This is a genomic window from Streptomyces sp. NPDC088746, assembly GCF_044751065.1.
GTDB lineage: Bacteria > Actinomycetota > Actinomycetes > Streptomycetales > Streptomycetaceae > Streptomyces.
Genome location: NZ_JBIVLA010000002.1, coordinates 1 through 23,731, shown reverse-complemented (window position 1 = coordinate 23,731; position 23,731 = coordinate 1). Strand labels below are relative to the sequence as shown.

Annotated in this window: 23 protein-coding genes; 16 read left to right on the top strand and 7 right to left on the bottom strand. The window is 70.1% G+C overall.

Going from position 1 to position 23,731, the window contains the following annotated elements:
- Positions 1 to 3 precede the first annotated feature (3 nt).
- Entirely contained in the window at positions 4 to 387 is a 384-nt protein-coding gene (locus tag ACIP63_RS07380; protein ID WP_401512343.1) for a VOC family protein, read from the top strand.
- A 12-nt stretch (positions 388 to 399) separates the two neighbouring features.
- On the opposite strand, the gene ACIP63_RS07375 is transcribed toward ACIP63_RS07380, so the two are convergent.
- Positions 400 to 864 carry an ATP-binding protein gene (locus ACIP63_RS07375; RefSeq protein ID WP_401512341.1) on the bottom strand — a complete coding sequence of 155 codons (465 nt, stop codon included), beginning with the start codon at positions 862 to 864 and terminating at the stop codon, positions 400 to 402.
- Positions 865 to 1,077: 213 nt separating this feature from the next.
- Between ACIP63_RS07375 and ACIP63_RS07370 the strand changes: the two genes are divergently transcribed.
- The 4 genes from ACIP63_RS07370 to ACIP63_RS07355 all read left to right on the top strand — a co-directional run bounded on the left by ACIP63_RS07370 (position 1,078) and on the right by ACIP63_RS07355 (position 4,348).
- Complete coding sequence (locus tag ACIP63_RS07370) at positions 1,078 to 1,929, top strand: Scr1 family TA system antitoxin-like transcriptional regulator (protein WP_401512339.1); 852 nt, start codon at positions 1,078 to 1,080, stop codon at positions 1,927 to 1,929.
- A gap of 10 nt (positions 1,930 to 1,939) precedes the next feature.
- Positions 1,940 to 2,128 carry a DUF397 domain-containing protein gene (locus ACIP63_RS07365; protein WP_401512337.1) on the top strand — a complete coding sequence of 63 codons (189 nt, stop codon included), beginning with the start codon at positions 1,940 to 1,942 and terminating at the stop codon, positions 2,126 to 2,128.
- Positions 2,121 to 2,348, top strand: coding sequence for a DUF397 domain-containing protein (locus ACIP63_RS07360; RefSeq protein WP_401512335.1), 228 nt, complete (start codon positions 2,121 to 2,123; stop codon positions 2,346 to 2,348). The genes ACIP63_RS07365 and ACIP63_RS07360 overlap by 8 nt, the downstream gene beginning before the upstream one ends.
- 317 nt (positions 2,349 to 2,665) lie before the next feature.
- Positions 2,666 to 4,348, top strand: a complete 1,683-nt coding sequence (locus ACIP63_RS07355) for a hypothetical protein (RefSeq protein ID WP_401512333.1) — start codon at positions 2,666 to 2,668, stop codon at positions 4,346 to 4,348.
- Positions 4,349 to 4,453: 105 nt separating this feature from the next.
- Here the strand turns inward: ACIP63_RS07355 and ACIP63_RS07350 are convergent, their stop codons facing one another.
- A complete protein-coding gene (locus ACIP63_RS07350) occupies positions 4,454 to 5,758 on the bottom strand; it encodes an alpha/beta fold hydrolase (protein ID WP_401512331.1) in 1,305 nt (434 codons plus the stop codon).
- A gap of 353 nt (positions 5,759 to 6,111) precedes the next feature.
- Positions 6,112 to 6,741 carry a class I SAM-dependent methyltransferase gene (locus tag ACIP63_RS07345; protein ID WP_401512330.1) on the bottom strand — a complete coding sequence of 210 codons (630 nt, stop codon included), beginning with the start codon at positions 6,739 to 6,741 and terminating at the stop codon, positions 6,112 to 6,114.
- A gap of 123 nt (positions 6,742 to 6,864) precedes the next feature.
- On the opposite strand from ACIP63_RS07345, the gene ACIP63_RS07340 reads away from it, so the two are divergent.
- From ACIP63_RS07340 to ACIP63_RS07300, 9 genes are all read left to right on the top strand, one after another.
- Positions 6,865 to 9,477, top strand: coding sequence for a polysaccharide lyase family 8 super-sandwich domain-containing protein (locus ACIP63_RS07340; protein WP_401512328.1), 2,613 nt, complete (start codon positions 6,865 to 6,867; stop codon positions 9,475 to 9,477).
- A complete protein-coding gene (locus ACIP63_RS07335) occupies positions 9,474 to 10,376 on the top strand; it encodes an aldo/keto reductase (protein ID WP_401512327.1) in 903 nt (300 codons plus the stop codon). The genes ACIP63_RS07340 and ACIP63_RS07335 overlap by 4 nt, the downstream gene beginning before the upstream one ends.
- Entirely contained in the window at positions 10,373 to 11,029 is a 657-nt protein-coding gene (locus tag ACIP63_RS07330) for a DUF402 domain-containing protein (protein WP_401512325.1), read from the top strand. Before ACIP63_RS07335 ends, ACIP63_RS07330 begins: the two co-directional genes overlap by 4 nt.
- 371 nt (positions 11,030 to 11,400) lie before the next feature.
- A complete protein-coding gene (locus ACIP63_RS07325) occupies positions 11,401 to 11,709 on the top strand; it encodes a hypothetical protein (RefSeq protein ID WP_014047394.1) in 309 nt (102 codons plus the stop codon).
- A 170-nt stretch (positions 11,710 to 11,879) separates the two neighbouring features.
- Positions 11,880 to 12,749 (top strand): hypothetical protein, encoded by an 870-nt coding sequence (locus ACIP63_RS07320; RefSeq protein ID WP_401512323.1) that lies wholly within the window; start codon positions 11,880 to 11,882, stop codon positions 12,747 to 12,749.
- Positions 12,739 to 14,085, top strand: a complete 1,347-nt coding sequence (locus ACIP63_RS07315) for a hypothetical protein (protein ID WP_401512321.1) — start codon at positions 12,739 to 12,741, stop codon at positions 14,083 to 14,085. The genes ACIP63_RS07320 and ACIP63_RS07315 overlap by 11 nt, the downstream gene beginning before the upstream one ends.
- Positions 14,082 to 15,632, top strand: a complete 1,551-nt coding sequence (locus ACIP63_RS07310; RefSeq protein ID WP_104787694.1) for an SCO6880 family protein — start codon at positions 14,082 to 14,084, stop codon at positions 15,630 to 15,632. The genes ACIP63_RS07315 and ACIP63_RS07310 overlap by 4 nt, the downstream gene beginning before the upstream one ends.
- Positions 15,633 to 15,650: 18 nt before the next feature.
- On the top strand, positions 15,651 to 17,069 hold the full coding sequence (locus ACIP63_RS07305; protein ID WP_401512319.1) for an ATP-binding protein: 1,419 nt from the start codon (positions 15,651 to 15,653) through the stop codon (positions 17,067 to 17,069).
- A gap of 1 nt (position 17,070) precedes the next feature.
- Positions 17,071 to 18,642, top strand: a complete 1,572-nt coding sequence (locus ACIP63_RS07300) for a type VI secretion protein (protein ID WP_401512317.1) — start codon at positions 17,071 to 17,073, stop codon at positions 18,640 to 18,642.
- 22 nt (positions 18,643 to 18,664) lie between these two features.
- On the opposite strand, the gene ACIP63_RS07295 is transcribed toward ACIP63_RS07300, so the two are convergent.
- The gene (locus ACIP63_RS07295) at positions 18,665 to 19,219 is read right to left on the bottom strand and encodes a GNAT family N-acetyltransferase (protein ID WP_401512315.1); all 555 of its coding nucleotides are present in this window, start codon (positions 19,217 to 19,219) and stop codon (positions 18,665 to 18,667) included.
- 53 nt (positions 19,220 to 19,272) lie between these two features.
- A complete protein-coding gene (locus ACIP63_RS07290) occupies positions 19,273 to 20,373 on the bottom strand; it encodes an FAD-dependent monooxygenase (protein ID WP_401512313.1) in 1,101 nt (366 codons plus the stop codon).
- A 158-nt stretch (positions 20,374 to 20,531) separates the two neighbouring features.
- On the opposite strand from ACIP63_RS07290, the gene ACIP63_RS07285 reads away from it, so the two are divergent.
- Together ACIP63_RS07285 and ACIP63_RS07280 are read left to right on the top strand one after the other, a co-directional pair.
- Positions 20,532 to 21,512, top strand: coding sequence for a TetR/AcrR family transcriptional regulator C-terminal domain-containing protein (locus ACIP63_RS07285; RefSeq protein WP_401512311.1), 981 nt, complete (start codon positions 20,532 to 20,534; stop codon positions 21,510 to 21,512).
- Between the two features lie 107 nt (positions 21,513 to 21,619).
- A complete protein-coding gene (locus tag ACIP63_RS07280; RefSeq protein ID WP_401512309.1) occupies positions 21,620 to 21,919 on the top strand; it encodes a hypothetical protein in 300 nt (99 codons plus the stop codon).
- Between the two features lie 18 nt (positions 21,920 to 21,937).
- Here the strand turns inward: ACIP63_RS07280 and ACIP63_RS07275 are convergent, their stop codons facing one another.
- Both ACIP63_RS07275 and ACIP63_RS07270 read right to left on the bottom strand, forming a co-directional pair.
- Positions 21,938 to 23,080 carry an RNA polymerase sigma factor gene (locus ACIP63_RS07275; protein ID WP_401514987.1) on the bottom strand — a complete coding sequence of 381 codons (1,143 nt, stop codon included), beginning with the start codon at positions 23,078 to 23,080 and terminating at the stop codon, positions 21,938 to 21,940.
- 8 nt (positions 23,081 to 23,088) lie between these two features.
- On the bottom strand, positions 23,089 to 23,496 hold the full coding sequence (locus ACIP63_RS07270) for a YciI family protein (protein WP_401512307.1): 408 nt from the start codon (positions 23,494 to 23,496) through the stop codon (positions 23,089 to 23,091).
- Positions 23,497 to 23,731: the final 235 nt, after the last annotated feature.

Below are 23,731 nucleotides of genomic sequence, written 5' to 3'. Positions count from 1 at the left end.
GGCATGGCATGCCGCATCAGTGAGCTGGTCATCGACGCCGCCGACCCCGAGCGGCTCGCCGCGTTCTGGAGCGAGGTCCTCGGCTACGTCGAGCTCGGCCGGGAGGACGACGGAAGCATCGAGATCGGGCCGCCCGACGCCGGTTTCGGCGGCCCGCAGCCCACGCTCGTCCTGAGCCCCAGCAGCGCCCCACGAGCCGGGAAGCTCCCGCTGCACATCGACGTCAACGCGACCGACCGCGACCAGGACGCCGAGCTGGAGCGGCTGCTCGGCCTCGGCGCCAGGCGCGCGGACGTGGGCCAGACCGGCACGGAGAGCTGGCACGTACTGGCGGACCCGGAAGGCAACGAATTCTGCCTCCTGCGCGCCCGGCTCCAGCCCCTCTGACCGCGCCGCGTGTCACGTCGGGCCATCCCAGCGGCACTCCGGTTTCCACGCGCATTCGACCCACAGCACCTTGCCGCCCTGCCCCGGCAGACCGCCCCGGATCAGGTACGCGCCCCAGCTGTCCGCGTACTCCCGCACGAGGTGCAGGCCCCGCCCGCGCTCGGCGAGGACCGCAGGCGGGGGCAGAGTGCCGCCACGGCCGAACGGGTCCGGGATCTCCGGGCTGGAGTCCCACACCCCGACCCGCACCCGGTTCCGTCCCGCCCCGCACAGCCGGAGCGAGTACGAGCCCGAGGAGTGCCGGTAGGCGTTGGTGACCAGTTCGCTCGCCAGCAGTTCGGCGGTGTCGATGAGATCCCGCATCCCGTGCACCGTCAGCACGGTCCGCAGAGTTGCCCGGGCGATCCCGGGGCCCCGGGGATCCTGCGGAAGTTGCAAGGTGTACGCCCAGGGCGGCGTTACGGTGGCCAGAGCCATGGAAGTCTCCGTTCACGGAGGAGCGTTGGGATGTGCGTGTCGCATGGCCCGGTGACGAGGCCGCTCCGTCGAGCGGGGTACTTCCGGGCGGGTGGCCTGGGCCCGAGATTAGACTTTCGCAAGGATTACTTGCACCGATAGCGCGGAATCCTTGGTTTTTACCACTCGTGTGAGTGACGCTCCACAACGCAGCTGACCCCAGGGGGAGTTCGAATGGCAGGCAGGGCCGCACCCACTGCGCGCCGCATGCGGCTGGGCGCGGAACTGCGCAAGCTGCGCGAGCGCGCCGGACTGACCACCACGCAGGCCGCCGATCTCCTCGGCACGAGCGCGGGGCAGCTGAGCAACATAGAGGTGGCGCGCTTCGGCGTCAGCGCAGACCGGGTGCGGGTCGCGGCCCACACGTACTCCTGCACCGACCAGGCCCTCATCGAGGCCCTGGTCGGCATGACCGGCGAGCGCAAGCGCGGTTGGTGGGAGGAGTACAGGGAGATCCTGCCTCCGAAGCTCCTTGATCTGGCCGAGATCGAGCACCACGGCACAAGCCTGAGGGCTGCGCACAGCATGCACGTTCCGGGCCTCCTTCAGACCGTCGACCACGCACGTGAGATCTACCGGCAGGCGGTGCCTGAGATCTCACCGCCCGAGATCGAACACCGGGTCTCGTACCGCGTGAAGCGACAAGCCGTCCTGTACCGCGATGACGCCGCGCCGTACAGCGCCCTCATCCATGAAGCCGCCCTTCGCATGCGATTCGGCGGCCCCGATGTCGCCCGCGCCCAACTTCAGCATCTGCTCTCGCTGAGCGAGCACTCCCACGTGAGCATCAGGGTGATTCCGTTCTCCGCGACGTACTACCCGGGGTCCGGTCAGTCCGTGTACTACGTGCAGGGACCGGTACCGGCCCTCGACACCGCACAGCTCGACCAGTCCCACGGGCCGGTGTTCATCGACTCCGAGGCCCAACTGGCGCAGTACCGGCTCCTGCTCGAACGACTCGACGCTGCTGCCCTGCCGGCGGAGCAGTCGCGAGAACTCATCCACGCCATCGCTCAGGAACTGTGAGGGAACGAAGATGACCACCCCCGACTGGCAGAAGTCTTCCTACTGCGCGCAGGGCGAAGCCTGCATACACATCGCCGCCGACCAGGGATCCGTCGCCCTCACCGAGAGCAGCGACCCCACCGGCGCGATACTCCGGACCAGCCCGTCCGCCTGGGCCGCTCTCATCCGCACCGTCAAGGAAACCCACGACCGTGGCTGACGCCCCTGAGGACCTCACCTGGACCCGCGCCGCCCCCGAGGACGCGCAGGGCCCCGGGCCCTGGATCGAGATCGCGTTCGGCCCCGGAGAGCTCGTGCACCTCCGTGAGACCGGCGACCCCGGGACGGTGGTGACCACCACCGTGGAGAAGTGGGAGGCCTTCACCAAGGGCGTCGTGGCCGGCGAGTTCGATCACTTCGCCGAGACCGACGCGGGCTGACCCTCTCCGTCGCCACTCAGGCGGCATCGCACCACCTGGTGCCGCAGGAACCGGCCCCTCGCGCTCCACTCGATGCACCGCAGACTGCCTCTTCGGCCCTTGCCGGGGCCCGGCGGTCCGCCTAGAAACAAGGTCGGCGGTGGGCTGCAGAACTGGTCCTGGGCAAGCGAACTACAGGGGGCGTCTCGGTCATGCAGGCTCGCGATCACGACTCGGCGAAAGCTACTGGGCGACCCCGCAAGGCGCCACCCAAGTCGGGGAAGCCGCTTCCGCCGGCGCAGTTGCTGCTTGCCGCGGGTGGCAGATCCGCAGCCTCGATGTCGGCGTTGCAGTCCACGGCGGGCAACGGGGCGGCGTCGCGGATGGTGGAGCAGCAGCGGCACGAGCAGGACACACGGCCCGGGCAGCAGCCGGCGGGGCGGTCCAGTCATGATCACGCCGACCCCGTTCAGCGCGCGCAGGCCCCACAGGCGGGCGTCACCGTGCAGCGTGCGGGCGGTGGGTCCACACCGCCGCCGAGCGCGCAGCCCGGTGGCCACAACCCGCCGGTCCAGCAGCCTCAGCAGTCCGGCCCCACGGGCCAGCAGAATCCTCAGAACGCCCCGACGCCCATCATGAGCCCGGAACAGGTCCAGGCGATCGTGGAACAGGTGAAGAGCCACTTCGAGAACGAATTCATCCGGCTTCAGACCCCGGAACTCGCGAACTGGTCCACCGAAGCGAACCAATCGGGCGCCTATCGCACCATGGTCGACAAGGGGCAGCTGTGGAAGGACTCACGGCAGGTCGAGCCGAGTGCCCAGACAGGTCGGGCCTTCGTCGCCGAGAAGTCCCAGAAGAACCTGTCGAACACGTGGGGTGAGGCGGTTTCACCCGGCGGGGACTGGCAGGTACCCATCTACCAGAAGATGCTGGCGGCACTCAATACCAGGGTTCTCCACCACTACACCACCAGCGACCGGATCGGCCAGATGCTCGGCAGCGACGGGGTCGGCGAGATGAAGTCGAAGGACAAACTCACGCAGGAGGACCCATCGAAGAAGAACGACCACAACACGCAGCAGATCGACGTGGATCACCTGGCCAACACCGGGTTCGTGTACTTCTTCATCGCCAAGGACAACGCGCCCTTCCGCGACACCAGGTTCGCCGCGGGGAAGGGGAAACCCGCGCGCATCGTCCTGCCGATGGCCGGCATGATCCAGGACGGCTGGATCATGATGAACGACTTCATCGACCAGGAGAACCCAACTGTCCGTGCCGACAAGGACGGGAACTCCATTTCCTACAAGCGGGACATAAGAGACCCCTCCGTGCCCCCGGAAGACCGCAAGCACAACTCCCCTGAGGCGAAGATGGAGTTGGCCAGGGACGGGATCCGGCAGTACTGGAAGAATGCCCCTGACCTCGACAAGAAGGCGCATGATCTCGCCCATGGACTTGCCCAATCCATGATGACCAATGCGGCATGGTCCGAACAGACCAAGGCGATCACGGACCTCGCCCAGCTACGCAAGGACGCCAGCGCGGAATTCGCGAAGCAGCTCAAGAACAACAATGCGTTCAAGCTCGGATACGACGCGCTCGCGGAGCAGATCACGGCCCAGTCCAAGAAGGCCGCACAGTTCAACAGGCAGGTCCGACGCTTCGATCCGGACCCCTACCTGCTGGGTGGCACCATGCGCCACATGCACGGCGCCGGTACCGAGAACACGAGCAATGCGCAGGCGAACATGCAGGGCGCCGTCAAACGGTACAAGGAGCACCTGCACGGCAACATCCTGGCCGGATCACACATCCTGCCCGGCCTCGCCGCTCGGGGTGTCCTGGAGATCGCCCGCATGGAGGCGGCGGGCGGTAACGAGCCGATGGTCGCTCGGATGAAGAACATGTCGGGCGACGCACTGGTCGACATGCTCCTCAAGGACTACGTCCGGCCACAGGTCATGATCCCGTGGTCCGTGGGCATCAAGCAGGGCGACGTCCAGTACAAGAGCTGAATGAGCGTCCTCGCTGATGCCGGGCGCCCCGGCCGGGACATCGATCGCGTCCGGGCCGGGCCGGGGCCGGGCCATTCTGTCGTCGGCCGGCCCCCCCCCCTGGCCTCACCCCACCGGTTCGACCCCAGGACAACTCGCGCCGCCCGGCGGGACCGTCAGTGAGATCAGGTAGGCGTCGACCACCTCCTGGGCGCAGTGGCTGCTGCTGTACGTGCCATGGCCCCAGCCCTCGTAGGTGTGCAGGACCGCGTTGCCGCCGAGCTGCTCCGCCACGTTGGTGGCCCAGTTGTAGCCGGACGCCGGGTCGTGGATCGAGTTGGTGAGCAGGACGGTCCTGCTGCCCCTCACCTTCAGCCGGTGCTGCGGGTTGTCAGGCTCCGGGGCGCCGAGGCAGGCGGAGAGGGCCATCAGGGAGCGGGGGTACTTCATGTCCGGGGCGATCCCGCTGATGCGGCGCAGCTCCCGCGCGTACCCCTGGTAGCCGCTGACCGGCAGGCTCCAGTCCTGGCAGAAGATCTCGAACGAGTTCTCCCCGAGCGCGGGCTCGGAGCTGTCTCCCGTCGTTCCGGCCGCCCGCACCGCCTCCGGCTCGCTCTCCTCCAAGGCGCGCAGAAACGTGGCCAGCCTCCTCCACTGGGGGTCGTACAGCCGCTTCATCACCACGACGTTGAGGTCGAACGGGGTCAGCGTCCTGCCGTCGTCCGACAGCTCCCCCCGCTCGGCGCGTTCCAGCAGATCCGCCCAGAGTGGCCGTACGTCCGAGCCGTGCAGGGCGCAGCTTTCCGTCCGTACACACCACGCCACGAACTCGTCGAAGGAGTCCTGGAGCGTGGCGGCCTGGGTGGAGAGGAACTCCCGGGTGTCCAGGCTGTGGTCCACCACGGCCTCCAGGACCATGGCTCGGACACGCTTCGGGTACTGCTCCGCGTACTGCTCGCCGAGCAGCGTGCCGTACGAACTGCCGTGAAACGTGAGGGACTTCTCGCCGAGGGCCGCGCGGACCGCGTCGAGGTCCTTGACCGTGCTGAGGGTGTCGACGTGGTCGAAGAGCCCGTTCTCGGTGTTCTTCCGGCAGTCGGCCCGCAGTGCACGGTTGTACTTCGCCGTGGCGTCGAACTCGGCCCGGCTCTTCATGACCGGCGCAGGACGCCTGTCCAGGAGCTCCTGCGAGCAGAGGATCGGGTTGCTGAGCCCCACCCCGCGCGGATCGAAGCTGACGATGTCGAACCGGCTGCGGAGGCGGTCGCTGAACCGGCCCATGTTGCCCTCGTCCACGATCCGGCTCACGCCCGAATCCCCGGGACCGCCCGGCCCGAACACCATGGAACCGACCCGTGCGCCCGGGTCCGTGGCCCTGCGCCGGGCGAGCTGAAGGTCGAAGTGGGCCCCGTTCGGGTCGCTCCAGTCCACCGGCACCGAAAGCGCGCCGCACTCCGCCGACGCGTCGGCCTTGCAGGGCTTCCACCCGATGTGCGAGCTCGCCCCAGCCGGCCCGGGCGAGGGCGGTCGCCCCTCCCCCGGACCTGGCGCACCGCTCGCGATCTCCACGCCCGTGAAACTGACCACTAATGCCAGCACAGAACCCCAGGCAAGGTGCGACCGACCTCGCCCGCCCCGCCGCACTCCCCACGCATGACTGCCCATCACAGCGACTGCCCCTCACCTCGTCCGAGGCATCGAGCATCGTCCGCGTTCGCCCCGCCCCGTATCCGGCAAGACCCTGGAGCGCCCCCTAAGGGCCGGACGAAGCGGCAGTGCGCGCTCTACGGGCGGCGGGCCAGCAGGTGGGTGTCGAGGTAGCCCCGCTCGGAGGCAGGGTCGAAGAGCAGCCGGGCGAACGGTATGAGACCGGCCCCGGTGAGCAGCTCGGCGAACTGTTCCACCGGCCAGCTGTACGCGGGTGCCACCTTGTGGTCGAAGCGGACCGGCTCGGGCCCCTCGGTCCCGAAGAACGACGCCATGAGCAGGCCGCCGGGGGCCAGGACGCGGACCTGCTCGGCGAGCAGCGCGGGCAGTTCACCGGGAGGGGTGTGAATCATCGAGTAGTGCGCCAGCACACCGCCGAGCGCGCCGTCCTCGACCGGCAGGGCCTCCATGCGCGCCTCGTCGAACCGCAGCGCCGGATGGGCCCGCCGGGCGTGGCCGATCATGCCCGGGGAGAGGTCGAGCCCGAAGGCGTCCAGCCCCAGGTCGCTGAGCATGGCCGTCAGATGCCCGGGCCCGCAGCCGACGTCGGCCGTCCGGAGGTTCCCCGTCCCGCGCACCAGCTCGGCGAAGGTGCCGATCATGGACCGCGCGAACGGCTGCGTCTCCATCCGGTCGGCGAACATCGACGCGTAGAGCTCGACGACCCCGTCGTAGGCCGTCCTGGTCCTGTCCTGGTGTCCCGCCACGGAGAGGAAGCTAACACCGCGCACCGACAAACGGTCCGGGCCGTTGACATCGGCCGGAGGCCGACGCTTGGCTGGGCGGCAGGGGGAACAAGCGCTTACCGGGCCGGACTTTGGAGCGTACTGGTGGAGTTCTCGCGTCGTTCCGCACTGTCCGTGATCCCCGCAGCCACGCTCTGGGCACTGTCCCAGGCCCTGCGGGCCGAGGCCGCTCCCGCCGCCTCACAGGAGTCGCCCCGTTCCTCGGACAGGGTCCCGGACGCCCTGCTCACCAACACCGTCGCGGTCCTCGCCGGCACCGCAGAATCGAACGCCCGCCCTGAGGTCGCCCCGAAACTCGCCGCCCTGCGGGCGACGGCGCAGACCCGGCTCGCCGCGATGGACGGGGCCGGGCCGGACGAGCTCTTCAAGGGCGTCCCGCTCGGCACCAGCGATCCCAACCTGAGCACGTCGTACCAGTACCTCTACGAGATCGCCCTCGCCACCTGCCTCCCCGGCACCGGCGCCTCCGCCCCGCGTGATGACACAACCGTCCGGCGCCGGGTCGTCGACGGCCTGGCGCGGCTCCACGACGGCTGGTTCGGCGACCAGTCGAAGGGCTACTACGGCAACTGGTTCCACTGGGAGATCGGCATCCCGGCCTACGTGACCAAGACCCTGGTCCTGCTCAGGGAGGAGCTCGCGGCATACCGGCCGGAGCTCACCGCGACGTACATCGCCTCCATGGACGCGTACCTCCGCAACGGCAAGGACGGCGACGTCGACCTCGACTCCCGCTTCCACACCGGCGCCAATCTCGCCGACATCACGACGAACCGGATCCTGCAAGGCGCCCTGCTCGGTGACGAGGCCCGCATCACCAAGGCCCTCGCCGACCAGCTGACCGTCTACTCGACGGTCGACCCGTACCAGCCGCGCCACGGGGTCACCGACGGTTTCTACGCCGACGGCTCGTTCGTCCAGCACTCCTCCGTCGCGTACACCGGCTCCTACGGCAAGGGGCTGCTCACCCGGATCGTCCAGACCGTCAAGATCCTCGACGGCACCGGTTACCTCCCCGACGAGAGCCTCGTCGGCGTCGTACAGGGCTGGGTCGCCGACGGTTTCGCCCCGCTGATCTTCGAGGGCTGGATGATGGAGATCGTCAAGGGACGGGCGGTCTCCCGGACCGGCACGGGATACGCGGACGTCACCGCCGTCGTGGAGGCGGTCGTCGACCTCTCCGCACACACCTCGGGCAGCGACGCCCAAGCTCTCGAGGGGTACGTCAAATACGTGCGGGACACCTCGAAGGTGGCCCTCGACACCACGTCCTTCGTCTCCCCCGTCAGCATCGCCCGCTACGCCGACATCCTGGCCTCACCCGCGCCCGCCCGGGACCTCGGCCCCGCCGCGTCCCACCGCGCGTTCAACGCGATGGACCGCACCGTCCACCGCCGGCCCGGTTACGCCTTCGCCCTCGCCCGCAGTTCCGAACGCGTCAGCAAGTACGAGTACATGAGCGGCGAGAACCTGATGCCCTGGTTCCAGGGCGACGGCGCCCACCACCTCTACCTCTCCGGCGTGGACCAGCGGCAGGCGTCCGGCGTCGACTACTTCACCGCCGTCCCGCCCCACCGCCTCGCGGGCGTCACCGCCCCCGTCGAGACGCGGCGCACCGTCCCCGAGCTCTACGGCACCCTCTGGTACGACAATCCGGAGCGCGGCTTCACCTCGTCCTCCGAGTCCCAGAACGCGTACGTCTACTTCCCCCGTGGCACCCAGGCGTTCTCCGGAGGCGCCCGTCTCGGCGCGTACGGCGTGGCCGGTCTCGTGCAGTCCGACGACGCCGCGTACGCCGCCCAGCAGGCGGGCACGCTGCCCGGGGACTTCGTCGCCTACCGGGCGGCGGGTGCCACCAGGTCGTGGCTCATGTTCGACGACGAGATCCTCGTCCTCTCCGCGGGCGTGACCGGCCTGGCCGGCCGCGCGGCGACCACGACGGTCGACAGCCGCATCGCCGACCCCTCCTCCCCCGTCGCCGTCACGGGCGGCCTGCGCGACGGATCGCCCTGGGAGGCCGCCGGGACCGCAGCGCCCGCCTGGCTGCGGTACGCCGACGAAGGGCAGGGCACCGCGGTCGGCTACGTCTTCCTGACAGGCCCCGCCCCGGTCGTCGCACTCGCCACGGTCACGCGCAGCCGGCGACTCGTACGGCTCACCAACGCGGACACAGCGGTGACCAAGCAGCTCTTCACACTGTCCTACGAGCAGGCCGCCGGAGGGCGACCCATCGCGACGGCGCACGCCCTCGTCCCGAACGCCTCCGCGCAGCAGTTGTCGTTGTACGCCCATGGCCCGCTCTCCGTGCTGTCCAACACGGTCCGCCTCCAGGCCGCCGTACACGCCCTTCTCGGCATCACCGCCGCCAACGCCTTCACCCCGGGGACGCACCACGCGGGGCGCCTCTCGATCGACGGCCCGGCGTCGGTCCTGCTGCGCCGCACGGGAGGCGGCACGTACGCCATCGCGGTGTCGGACCCCACGACGAAGCGGCGCACCGTCTCGGTCACCCTCCACGGCCGGCCACTGCGTCGTGTCTCGGCCGACGCCGGGGTCCGCGTACGCCACGTCCCCGGCGGCACCCGGCTCGACATCACGACCCACCAGGCCTACGGCCGGAGCTTCACGGCGACCCTGACCGAGAGTCCCTGGCAAGAAGGGGGCGCCCGGCGCCCGACCGGTGAAAGAATCCGATGATGCCCTCATCATCGGAAACGATCACCGCATCGGCCTCCGGCACCTGGAAGCTCGGCGACCTGACGGTCAACCGCCTCGGCTTCGGCACGATGCGCCTCCCCCAGAACGGCGCGGCGTTCGGCGACGGAACCCCCAGCGACCGGGACCGGGCACTGAACGTCCTGCGGCGCGCGATCGAGCTCGGCGTGAACCACATCGACACCGCCGCCTTCTACTTCTCACCGCTGCGGTCCGCCAACGAGCTCATCAACAGCGCGCTCGCCCCGTACGCCGACGACCTGGTCATCACCACCAAGGTCGGCCCCGGCCGGGACCCCTCCGGCGCATGGGTGTGGGCCACTCCGGAGCAGCTGCGCGGCCAGGTCGAGGAGAATCTGCGCCAGCTCGGCCGTGACCACCTGGACGTGGTCAACCTGCGCCTCGCGCGCAGCCAGGCCACCGCCTCCGTCGCCGATCACTTCGGCGCCTTGGCCGAACTCCGCACGGCCGGACTCATCCGCCACCTGGGCATCTCCCACACCACACCGGAACAGCTCGCCGAAGCTCAGGGCATCGCGCCCGTGGTCTGCGTGCAGAACGCGTACGGCATCGGCTCCCCCGCCGAGGACCATGCCTTCCTCCGTGCCTGCGGCGATCAGGGCATCGCCTTCGTACCGTTCTTCGCCATCGCCGGCGCGGGGCGCGAGGAAGGCTCGAACGACGACCGGAGCGAGGCAGAGCTGACCGTCGCCGGCCGCCACGGGGCGACACCCGCGCAGGTACGCCTGGCCTGGACGCTCCACCAGGGGCCCCACGTGCTCGCCATCCCCGGCACCGGCAACCCGGACCACCTCGCCGAGAACGTGGCCGCCGGGGCGCTGCGGCTCACGCCGGAAGACCTGAGCCTCCTCGCGTCATGAGCGGCACCGTCATGAGCGGCACCGGGAGCGGGGCGGATGGCGGGCAGTTCCTGCGCTGGAACCTCTTCATCGGCGGACACCTGAGCTCCTCCGTACCCGTACGCATGGTCGAACACACGGACGAGGGACAGTTGGTGTGGCTGGAGACCGGCACCCCCATGTGGCGTACGCACCTGCCCCGTGGAGCCCACCTCCGGGACATCGCGCCCGAGCACCGGCCCGCCCAGGGCTATCCGGCGAGGGCCGGCCGGTGGCCCCTCGGCAGCGCGCTCATCCACCAGCCGGCCGGGGCCGGCCACGCGGTGATGTGGTTCTTCGGGCGGAGGCAGAAGTTCGCCGGCTGGTACGTGAACCTGGAGCACCGGACCCATCACGGCGAGGACATCGACGTGGCCGACCACGAGCTGGACATCACCGTGGCGGTGGACCGCAGCTGGCGATGGAAGGACGAGCGGTCGTTCGCCGAGAAGACCGGACACCCCGCGTACTGGTCGGCGGAGGAGGCGGCGGCGATCCGCGCCGAAGGGGAACGCGTGGCCCGTCTCGCCGCATCGGGGGAGTTCCCGTTCGACGGCTCCTGGTGCGACTTCAAGCCACCGTCCCACTGGAGGACCCCGCCCCGGGGCCCGGCGCCCGTACGCACCGTGCTCTGAGAGCGGGAGCCCGCGAGGCTTACCCCGTACGGCACCTGATGACGCGTCGGCCGGAAGCCACCGGCGCACACACGGCTCTCGAACAGCGCGTACGAATGTCCGCCGGCCCGTGAACGCATCGACCGCATCCGGAACCATGGCCACCGTCGTTGCTAGCCGTCACACCGCGTGATACACAGAGTAACCATGCATATGCAGGCAGATCCCTACGCGAGCCGCAGGTCAGGGCGGTTTCTCCGGTCAAACGTGCGAGATCCGGGTAAAGAGACCCGGGAAGGCGTCGTGCGATGCCGGTTTCATCAGCGAAGATAGAGGCCGACCCGTGTCGCACGGCACGGGCTGCGAACTACCCAACAGGGGCGGTGACTTACATGATCCTGGCAGCTGAAAAGGGCGATATCACCACCATCATCGGCGGAATCGCCCCGAACTGGGGGCCGTTCGGGACCCTGGGCAACGAGGCGCGCATCATGATCGAGGTGGTGATGGCGGTAGCCATCCTGCTCTGTCTCGGCATCGCGATCTGGGGTGCTGCGAAACAGCGCATCGGCGCGACGGCGCTGCGCGACACCTTCAGCGCGGAACAGGGCAAGGGCCTGATCGTGGCGGGGCTGACCGGCGTCTTCATCATCGGGTCGCTGGGCACACTGTTCACCATTGTGTACGGCATGGCTGTCTGACCGCCCGTCAGGCCGCCCATTCCCGTCCACCCCACACCACCCGTCCGTCGTGCCCACCGGCAGAGGTTGCGTCCCCTGATGTCGAGTCACCACACCGCGCCCACGCGGAAACCAGCACCGCTACGGTCGTACCACGCGGAACCGCACACGGCTGAGGGGGCGTACGCGGCATGAGCCAGGGCGACGAGCGCGGCTACGGCGGCAACGAGCCGGGGGGCCACCCGGACGACGCGTACAGCACCCTCGGCGGGACGCGCCAGACACGCACGCGCCTGCCCGGCGGTGACGAGGGCGACGGCTACGGCCGCCGGCCCGCCCGTAACTCCCGCTCGCTGATCATGGTGGTGGGCGTGGTGGTCCTGCTGGTCGCGGCGATCGCGTTCGCGAACCAGGGCGGGGGCGGGGGGTCGGACGGCGGCGGCAACGAGAAGAAGTCGGAAGCGGCGGGAGCGGGCCCCACGGCGGCGACGGGCACGAAGCCGGTCCAGGGCAAGAACGGCACGATCGCCTCCGGCTTCGCGCACGACGAGCAGGGGGCGCAGAGCGCTGCGGCGAATTACGCAGTGGCGCTGGGGTCTGCGGAGATGTTCGACAAGACGAAGCGGGACGGCATCCTGCAGGCCACCCACGACCCCGCCGTGGTAGCGACCCTCCAGGCGGACATGGAGAAGGCGTACTCCCCCAGTTTCCTCGCGAACGTCGGACTGAATGACGACGGCAGCACACCGAGCGGACTGACATTCGTCTCCAGAACCATTCCGGTGGGGACGAAGGTGACGGCCCAGGGCACGGACGACGCGACCGTGGAGGTCTGGTGCACGGGGCTCGTCGGCATGGCAGGTCAGGGCTCCACCAAGCCTGTCACCGCTACCTGGTTCACCATTACCGAGAAGCTCAAGTGGGTCGGGGACGACTGGAAGATCGAGTCCTCGACCCAAGCCGAGGGACCGACACCCGTCAACGGCGACAACCGGGCGTCGACTGCGGATGACATCGCCGGTGCGGTTGACGGATACGGAGGCTTCACCTATGCCCGATAGCCGCCGGTTCCGAGCCCTTTCTCTCGCCGGAATCCTGGGAAGCCTTCCAGCCGCGGTGATCGCCCTGGCATCTCGTGCCTACGCGGCGCCCACGCCGACGCCGTCGCCGAGTACCAGCGACAAACCTTGCGACCTCATCGTCGGGCTCGCCAAGGACTACTGCGAGGACGGCGAATCCAGTGGCGGGGGCAACCGCAGCACTCCCCCCATCACCGACGACGCCCTCGACCCCCTCACCTCCCTCGCCCGCGGCTGCGCCGACGCCGCCGCCTACCTCGTGGGCAAGCTGAGCGAGGCCGTGGAGAGCACCGCGACCGTCGACTTCACCAACTCCACCTTCCGCACCCAGTACGCCGTCGTCTTCGCCGCGTCCACCATCCTCACCCTGGTCCTCTGGCTGTTCGCCGTGGCCAAGCGCGCCATCAGGGGCGTGCCGTTCACCACCGCCATCTCCGAGGCCATCGGATTCCTCTGGCTCACGGTCCTGGCCTCGGCCTTCACCCCGCTCATCCTGTACGTCGTCGTCTCGGCCACCGACGGCGTCACCGAGGTCATCTCCGCCGCCACAGGCGGGCAGACCGATGTCTTCTTCGGTTCGTTCGCCGAGGCGCTCAAGAAGGGCACCGACATCGGCGGCGGCCCGATCATGCTGATCGTCGTGTCGCTCGTGTCGATCCTCGCCGCCGGCATCCTGTGGCTGGAGCTCGTGATCCGGGCAGCCCTGCTCTACGTGGGCGCCCTGCTGGGTGTCGTCGTGTACTCCGGGCTCGTGGACAAGAACATGTGGGGCCACGTGCGCCGCTGGGCGGGCATCATGATCGCCGTGATCATGGTGAAGCCCGTCATCGTCATCGTGCTGGGGCTCGCGGGGGCGCTCTCCGCCGACGACGGGCCCAACGCCTTCTCGGCCGTCGTGTCAGGCCTCGCCATCATCCTGCTGGCCATCTTCGCCTCCGCCATGATCTACCGCTTCGTCCCCGGCTTCGGCGACGAGATCCAGGGCGCCCGCACCAACCGCAAGCAGGCCACCGACGGCTCCCAGGCCGCCGCGATGATCAGCTCGCCCGCCGCTCTCGTCTCCCAGGGCATCAAGACACACAGCGGCCGCGGCGGTGGCGGCGGTGAAGGAGGCGGCGGAGGCGGGGGCGCCAGGCCCGCCAACCCGGTCAGCGGCGGAGTCGCCGCCCACAGCTCCCGCACCCCGGGCGGAGGCGGGTCCGCGCCCTCGCCCCGCAGCGGGTCCGGACCCACCTCCGGCACCCCTCACAGCAGCCGCTCCCCCCGAGGCGGTTCAGGCAGCACAGGTAACACGAGCACAGGAGGTGGAGGGCGTTGACGACCCAGTCCCACACGATCGCGCCCCGCCGTACGTATCTCATCGGCCGCGCCCGGCCGAACGCGATCGTCGGCAAGAACCGTGAGACGGGCGAGATCGCGCTGATCATCGCCGGAGCGTTCCTCGGCATGATGAGCGGACTCCTCGTCCCGGTCCTCTCCCTCCGGATCGTGACGCTCGTGGGCTTCCCCATGCTGGCCCTGGCCGTCGTGTACTTCCCGTACAAGGGCCGCACCTTCTACAAGTGGTTCGAAATCAACCGCAGCTTCAAGCGCACCCTGCGCCGCGGCACCGCCTACCGTTCCTCCGCCATGGAGGCCGGGGTCAGCGCCGACGGGCGTGAGGTGGAGATCGGGCCGCCCCCGGGCATCGGCCGGATCAGCTGGCTCGCCGCACCGTTCGGCCCCGACGAGATCGCCGTACTGCTGCACGCCGACCGGCGTACGGTCACCGCCGCCATCGAGATCGAGGGCCCCGGGGTCGGGCTGCGTGACAGCGAGGACCAGGAGGCCCTGGTCGACCGCTTCGGCACCCTGCTCAAGCACGTGGCCAACGGCGACGGCTTCGTGACACGCCTCCAGATGCTGGCCCGTACGCTGCCCGCCGACCCCGACGCGCACGCCAAGGACGTCGCCCAGCGTGGCGACCGGTCGGCGCCCGGCTGGCTCCAGGAGTCCTACGACCAGCTCCAGTCGATGGTGTCGACCTCCAGCGAGCAGCACCGCGCCTACCTCGTCGCCTGCATGCACTACAGCCGTGACCTGGCTGCCGAGGCCAACGCCATGGCCCGCGCCGTACGCCCCAAGGGCGGCCGCAGGATCGACCGCGACGCGGGGCTCGCCGTCGTCATGGCGCGCGAGCTGACCGACATCTGCGCCCGCCTAGCCGAGGCGGACATCCGGGTCCGCCAGCCGCTCGGCCAGAGCCGGCTGGCCTCCCTCGTGCACTCGATGTACGACCCGGACCACCCCATCGACCACATCCAGGCGATGACGAAGCGCAACGCCTGGCCGGCCGAACTCGACGCGGTCGAGCCGACCTTCCTCCAGGCCAAGACCCGCGAGTCGACGACGCGCGCCCCCTGGTGCCACTCGACGGCCTGGGTGAAGGAATGGCCGATGACTCCCGTCGGCGTCAACTTCCTTGCTCCCCTCCTCGTCCACACACCCGACGTGATCCGTACGGTCGCGGTCACGATGGACCTCGAACCCACCGAGGTCGCCATCGAGCGCATGCTGACGGAGAAGACCAACGACGACGCCGAAGCCAGCCGCCAGGCCAAGATGAACCGCACGGTCGACCCGCGCGACATCGCCGCCCACGGCAGGCTCGACCAGCGGGGTGAAGATCTGGCGAGCGGCGCGGCCGGGGTGAATCTGGTGGGGTACATCACCGTGTCGTCCAGGTCCCCCGAGGCACTCGCCCGCGACAAGCGCACGATCCGCGCCTCGGCCGGCAAGTCGTATCTCAAGCTGGAGTGGTGCGACCGGGAGCACCATCGCGCGTTCGTGAACACCTTGCCGTTCGCCACCGGCATCCGTCGCTAACGAGAGGGCAGTCACGCCATGCGAGATCCGCTGTCCGCGTTGTCGGATGCGTTCACCGCCTTCCTCTTCGGGAACGTGGAGACGACCCGGCTGCCGGTGCGTACGTCGACGGGCCAGGCCCAGGCCGTCTACCTGCCGACCGCCGCGCCCGGCCTCGGCGACTCCGGCGTGATCATCGGGCGTGAGGTGTATTCCGGCAAGGGCTACATCTACGACCCGTTCCAGCTCTACGGGCAGCAGTTGCCGGCCCCGCACTGGCTGGTGCTCGGCGAGTCCGGCAACGGCAAGTCGGCGCTGGAGAAGACCTATGTGCTCCGCCAGCTCCGCTTCCGCGACCGCCAGGTCGTCGTCCTGGACGCCCAGGGCGAGGACGGCGTCGGCGAGTGGAACCTCATCGCCGAGGAGCTGGGCATCACGCCCATCCGCCTCGACCCGACCGCCGCGCTGAACGACGGGATCCGGCTCAACCCGCTCGACCCCTCGATCACCACGACGGGCCAGCTCGCCCTGCTCCGTACGATCATCGAGGTGGCCATGGGCCATGGCCTCGACGAGCGGTCCGGCTTCGCGCTCAAGGTCGCACACGCGTACGTCAACGACACGATCGTCGACCGCCAGCCGGTCCTGATGGACATCGTGGAGCAGCTGCGCCACCCGAAGCCCGAGTCCGCCGCGGCGATGAACGTGGACATAGACGACGTGCGGGCCTGGGGCCTGGACGTCGCCCTCGTCCTGGACCGGCTCGTCGACGGTGACCTCCGCGGCATGTTCGACGGCCCGACCACGATCGGCATCGACCTCGACGCGCCGCTGATCGTCTTCGACCTCTCGCACATCGACCGGAACTCCATCGCGATGCCGATCCTCATGGCGATCGTCGGTGTCTGGCTGGAGCACACCTGGATCAGGCCCGACCGGAAGAAGCGCATCTTCCTCGTCGAGGAGGCCTGGCACATCATCAACTCGCCCTTCGTGGCACAGCTCTTCCAGCGCCTGCTGAAGTTCGGCCGGCGCCTCGGGCTGTCCTTCGTCGCTGTCGTCCACCACCTCAGCGACGTCGTCGACGGAGCCGCGGCGAAGGAAGCGGCGGCCATCCTGAAGATGGCCTCCACCCGCACGATCTACGCCCAGAAGGCGGACGAGGCGAGAGCGACGGGCAAGGTCATCGGCCTGCCCAGGTGGGCGGTGGAGATCATCCCGACCCTGACGCCCGGCATCGCCGTATGGGACGTCAACGGCAACGTACAGGTCGTCAAGCACCTGATCACCGAGGCGGAACGCCCCCTGGTCTTCACCGACCGCGCGATGACCGAGGGTTCCGCGATGGACCTGCTCCCCGAGGACGTACGGGCCGCGGAGCTGGAGGCGGAGCAGCGGGCGGCGCGGATCGAGAACCAGCAACGGCTGAACGAGTCGTCCGAGTCAACGGTGGCATGACATGGCACGCCAGGCACCATCCGGTTCGGGGCGCGGCGAGGGCCAGGGCGGTGTCCCGGACGGGCTGCTGATCGGCCTCCTGGCCTTCCTCTTCGGGCTGACGATCCTGGCCTGGACGGCCACGGGCCTCGCCGGACTGTTCGCCCACGGTGGCTGGCCGGACGGCGTCACGTTTCCGCGGACGCCACTGGCCCTGCGCGCCCTGGCCGTCGAGCCGACGGACCTGCCGGGCGCCTGGCCGGACACCCCGCCGGGCGAGCTCTCCGGGTACGGGCTGTTCTGGGGCCTGTTCATCGGCGAGGTGATGGTGCTGCTCGTCCTGACCGTGTTCGCGGTGGGTGTGGTGGCCCGCTGGCGGCTGGTCCGGAAACAGAGGCGCGCGGCCCCCGCACCGTACGAACCCGACCGGGAGCCCGTACGCACGGGCCCGGCGGTCCAGCGGCCCACACGGGAAGCGACGACCACCACCGAGACAGCACCCGGGGCTCACACCCCTGAGGAAACCGCTCCTGCGCCCGCTCGGGCCCCCGTGGAGGCAGCCCCCGTGGAGGCGGCCCCCACCTCCGCCGCCCCGCACGCGCAGGAGCCCGCCCTCGCCGCGTACGCGCGAGAGTCCTCCCCGCTGGTCCCCACGCCCCGTACCCCGCAGATCCTCTACGGCGCCTCCGCCACCCGCCGCCCCGCCGCCGTCCAGGCCATCCGGGACGCCGACGGCCCCGCACTCGTCGTCACCTCGGACCCCACCGTCTGGGCCGAGACGAAGGACGCCCGCAGCAAGCTCGGCCCGGTCCTCGTCTACGACCCCGGCCACCTCTGCGACACCCCGGCCCGCCTCCACTGGTCCCCCGTCGCGGGCTGCGAGGACCCCGCCACCGCCGGCTCCCGGGCGGCCGCCCTCCTCGCCCCGGTCCGCCCCCTGGCCAGGGTCGACGCGGCCGTCGCCGACACCGCCCAGACCCTCCTCCGGTGCTGGCTGCACGCCGCCGCCGTGGACGGCCGCCCCTTCCGCCAGGTCCACCGCTGGGCCTCCGGCTCCGGCGGTCACGAACCGGTCCGGGTGCTCCGTGCGCACCCCAAGGCGGCGTCGGGGCTCGCCGGGCTCCTGGAGTCCGCGCTCACCGCCTATCCCGAACGCCGGGAGCTGGCCCAGGAACTGACCGTACGGGCCTTCGAGGCGCTCTCCTCGGTCCACATCCGGGAAGCGTGCACACCCAACCGAGCCGATGCGCTCGTGCTGGATTCTTTTGCACATGAAGGGGGAACGCTCTATGTGGTCGGTGAACCCATCGAGGATCCCCACCACCACCCCGGTGCGATGCCCCTGCTCACCGCACTCGCCTCGCACGTGGTCGAGCACGGCCGCCGCATGGCCGCACGGTCAACCGACGGTCGGCTCGACCCACCAATGACGCTCGTCCTCGACGACGTCGCCGCCGTGGCCCCGCTCCCCCAGCTGCCGGAACTGCTCCTCGCCGGCCAGGACCAGGGGATGCCCGCCCTGGTCCTGCTCCGCTCCGAGGAACAGGCCCGTGCCCGCTGGCGGGAACGCCTGCCGGCGCCCGGTCCGAGCTGACCGCGACGACCGACGGGCGCTCCTACTTCGGCCGACGGATCTCGAACTCCAGTTCCAGGGACGTCGGATCACCCTGCATGGGCAGCGTCTGCCCCGTGGGGACGAAGCCGATCCGCCGGTAGGAGGCCTCGGCACGCGCGTTGGCTTCGTGGACGTAGAGCCGCACCCGTTCCAGCGGCGGCCCGGCCAGCGACCACGCCCAGTCGACGGCCTCGCGGAACAGCGCGTCCACCACCCCGCTCCCCCGGTGCTCCGGCCGTACGAACACCCCCACCAAGTGGGCCTGGTCGACCTCCGCAACCTCCCCGAACCCCGGCTGGCCCGCCGCCCGCTCGACGAGCACCGACACCGTCCCCGCCCACTTCCCGTCCGGAGCCTCGGCGACGAACTGACGGTTGTGCACCCCCTCGGCAGCACCCGCCGTCCGCTCCTGCCAGAACACATCGGGCCTGGCCAGGGCCTGCTCGAACGTCTCCAGGAAGGCGATCGAGGCGACCGGGTCCCGCAGCGCCGCCAGCCGGATCTCCCTGGCCCGCTCCCACTCCTCCGCCCGCACCGCACGTACTACGTAGTCCATCCGCCGATCGTGCACCGCCACCCCCACCACGGCAAACGAGATACACCCGGCTGTCAGCCGTCCAGCGACACGGCGTTCTTGGCGTACGCGACGGACGCCTCGGACGCGGGCCCGCCGGGGTTCTCCGTTGCCAGCGCCTGGTTCAGCGCGACGAAATCGCGCATCCGGTCCTCGTAACGGGCGAAGGCGGCCGTGTGATCGCCGGATGCCTGCGCCAGGGAGTCGGCGAGCACGTGGGCGCCCACGAGCGCCAGGCTGGTGCCCTGCCCGGAGAGGGGCGAAGGGCAGTAGCCGGCATCACCGAGCAGGGCCACCCGGCCGTGCGACCAGCGGTCCATCCGGATCTGCGCCATGGCATCGCAGTAGAAGTCGGGGGCTCGCCGCGCTGCCTCAGCCAGACGCGGCCCCTCCCACCGCAGCGATGCGAGCCTCTCCGTGATGATGCGGCGCAGTGCGTCCGCGTCACGGGCGAGCGGCCCGGACCCGAACCCGAACGCGACCCTCAACTCGGTGTTCTGGCGTACGGGCATGATGCCGAAGCCGACGTCACCGTCGCTCAGCCATACCTGCCAGTCCTCCAGCCCCAGGAAATTGTCCGCGCTGAACACCGACAGGTAGCTGCCGAGGTGGTGCGAGAAGCCCTCCTCGGGCCCGAACGCCAGCCGCCGTACCGTCGAGTGCAGGCCGTCGGCTCCGATGACGAGGTCGAAGGAACGGGACGCCGCACCGGCGAAGTCCACCCGCACCCCGGTCTCGTCCTCGTCCAGTGCCGTGACGGTGTCCCCGAAGAGGTACTCCACGTCTCCGCGCGTGCACTCGTACACCAGCCGCACCATGTCCTCGCGCAGCAGCTCGATGTCGTCGCTGTCCAGCCGACCGCTGCTGAAGGTGGCGTCGGTGGAGCGGTCGATCTCCTTGCCGTCGGGGTCGAGGATCGACATGCCCCGCATGCGGGTACGGACCCGACGTGCCGGTTCCAGCAGGCCCATCCGCTCGATCACGTCGAGCGCAACGCCCCGGACGTCCACGGCCTGCCCGCCGGGCCGAAGACCCGGCCCCCGTTCGACGACGGTGACCTCGAACCCGTGGCGGCGCAGCCCATGGGCGAGCGCGGGTCCGCCGATGCCTCCGCCGGAGATGAGAACAGTGCGCATCAGAAGCTCCTCTCGTAGGCTGTGTTCATCCGAACGTACGGCGTACGCACGCCGCCCGCCACCAGGCATTTTTCCGTGCTGCACTAGGACAGATGTCGATCAGAGATCATTGCCACCGCTCCCACCTGCACTAGTACAGAACCGAGAGGCCGCCACACGTGACGAACGCCACAGGATGCACGGATGAGGCGCCGTATCTACGCATCGCCGCCGAGATCCGCCGACGCATCGGAGAGGGCGAACTGGCCCCAGGAGAACGCGTTCCGTCGACCCGCCAGATCGCGAGGGACTGGGGGGTCGCCCTCGCAACCGCCACCAAGGCCCTGACTCACCTCCGCCTGGAAGGCACTGTCGAGACCAAGCCACGTGTGGGCACCGTCGTCGCCGCACCCGTCGCCCGGTCCCGCAGGCGCGCGCCCGTCCCGTCCTCCGGCGCGCTCTCGGCCCCGCCCCCCGAGCAGGATCTGACCCTGGACCGGATCGTGCGCACCGCCATCGACATCGCGGACACCGAGGGACTCTCGGCTCTCTCCATGCGCGGGGTCGCCGCGCGGCTCGGCGTCGGCGCCATGTCGCCCTATCGGTACGTGACCGGCAAGGACGACCTCATCCTGCTCATGGCGGACGCCGCGTTCGGCGAGAAGTTCTATCCCGCCGTCATTCCGAACGGCTGGCGTGCCCGCCTGGAACTCGGTGCCCGGACGCTGTGGACCCTGCACCAGCGGCATCCCTGGCTCGCACAGCTCTCGTCACTCACCCGCCCCCTGCTCCTCCCCAACCTGATGGTCCACGGCGAATGGTCGCTCAGCGCTCTCGACGGGCACGGTCTGGCGACCACCGAGCTGTTCGACATCCACGTACTCCTCTTCAGCCACGTCCAGGGGCTGGCGGTCCATCTCGAAAGAGAGGCACAGGCCGAGGCCGCCACCGGCCAGTCCGAGGACCAGTGGATGGACAGCCGCGCCCACACCCTCCAGGGGCTCGCCGACTCCGGACGTTTCCCGACCTTCACGAAGGTGGTCCGCTCCTTCGACGACGGCTACGACCTCCGCCTCGACACCCTCTTCGAGCTCGGCCTCAAGGCGCTCCTCGACGGCCTGACACCGGTCATCGAGGGCGGAGGACGATCCCACGGATAGCGGCCCGGCCCACCCGCTCCCGGCGTCGTACCCCGCTACTACGGCCGATCTCACATCCAACCCGCGGTCGGACGACCGCCACGCGCCCGCTCCGTGGCGTCGGCCACATGAGCAGGGCAGACGAACTCACCGAGCGGTACGGCGGGACGACCGTCCTCCACGGCCTGGACTTCACCCTCCACCCGGGCACCGTCACCGGCTTCCTCGGCCCCGACGGGCCGGGCGCCGTGGTCCAGGCCGCCTTCCTCCAGCTGGGCCCGTCTACACGATCGCCCTGCGGCATCTCCGGCATCCGCGCTGTCGCGAACGGGGACGCGATCGTCGCCCCGAGCCTCACCCGCGGGTCCCGGGACCGCGTCCAGGCCGTCATCCTGGCGTACGACACCCGCATGGTGAACCCACGGTGATCACGCCGATCCCGGCCTTCACCGCACGGCCAGGTTGAGCCGGGCGGCCTGGCGCGTCAGATGGTCCCGCTCGGCGAGGTTGGACGCCTTGCGGGCCGCCTCCGCGTACAACCGTGCCGCCGTGACCAGATCACCGTTCCGCTCGTGGAGGTACGCCGACACCGCCGTGTGGCGCGGCAGCGACGTGTCCAGCCCGTCGAGCGCCGCCAGACCGGCGCGCGGTCCGTCCGCCTCGCCGACGGCCACCGCACGGTTCAGCAGGACCACCGGGCTGTCCGTAAGGCCCGCGAGCTCGTCGTACCACTCGACGATCTGCACCCAGTCGGTCTCCTCGGCCGCAGGCGCGTCGGCGTGAAGCGCCGCGACGGCGGCCTGCGCCTGGTACTCCCCCAGCCGGTCGCGGGCGAGCGCCGCCTGCAGGATCCCCACTCCTGAGGCGATCAACTCCGTGTCCCAGAGCCCCCGGTCCTGCTCGGCCAGCGGCACCAGGCTGCCGTCGGGCGCGGTCCGGGCCGCACGCCGGGCGTGGTGGAGCAGCATGAGGGCGAGCAGCCCCGCGACCTCGGGGTGGTCGATCGCGTCCGCGAGCTGCCGGGTGAGCCGGATCGCCTCGGCCGCGAGGTCGACATCGCCGGAGTACCCCTCGTTGAAGACCAGGTAGAGGACGCGCAGCACCGTGGCCACATTGCCGGGCTGGTCGAACCGCACCCCCGAGACGGTGCGCTTGGCCCGGCTGATGCGTTGCGCCATGGTGGCCTCGGGCACCAGATAGGCCTGGGCGATCTGCCGGGTCGTCAGCCCACCGACGGCGCGCAGCGTGAGCGCGACCGCCGATGCCGGGGTCAATGACGGGTGGGCACACAGGAAGTAGAGCTGGAGCGTGTCGTCCACCGCCCGCGCCTGCCCGGGCGCCGGCTCCTCCTCGACGCGGTCCTCACGCCGACGTCGCGCGGTCTCCGCCCGGGCCGCGTCGAGGAACTTGCGCCAGGCCACGGTGACCAGCCAGCCCTTCGGGTCGCGCGGCCTGTCGACCGCCCAGACCCGGAGCGCCTCGACCAGAGCGTCCTGCACGGCGTCCTCGGCCGCCGCGAAATCAGCTCCGCGGCGGACGAGGACGGTGAGCACGCTCGGAGTGAGGCTCCTGAGCAGAACCTCGTCCATCGGTGACGTCACTCCGTGATGGTGGGATGCGCGGTCAGGAACGGACGCACCTCCAGCCACTCGTGGATCGCCTTGCCGCCGGCCCCTGGCGCGGCAGACAGCTCCCCGGCCAGCTCGACGGCGCGGTCGTAACTGTCCACGTCGATGATCATCCAGCCGGCGATGAGGTCCTTCGTCTCCGCGAACGGACCGTCGGTGACCGGCGGCCGCCCCTCACCGTCGTAGCGGACCCACGCGCCCTCCGGGGCGAGCGCCTGACCGTCGACGAACTCCCCCGTCTTCTCCAGCCGGGCCGCGAAGTCGTTCATGTACTGCACGTGAGCCGAGATCTCCTCCGGCGTCCACCGGTCCATCGGCACGTTGTTGACCGGATCCGGGGCGCCGCGGTAGTGCTTGAGCAGCAGGTACTTGGCCATTGCGTCTCCCTCGATGCTGGTGCGACCCCATTGTGGTCGCCTTCACTACGGGGACGAAGCCAGGCACGGGTTCTCGACATCGCCGGCCAAACTTTTCGGGCCGATCCGAGCCGTGACGTCCTGTGACTCTCTGCGACTGACCGTGAACGCAGAAAAGCCCCGTGCCACAAGGGCACGGGGCTTTCCCGGAATAATTGTTCGGCGGCGTCCTACTCTCCCACAGGGTCCCCCCTGC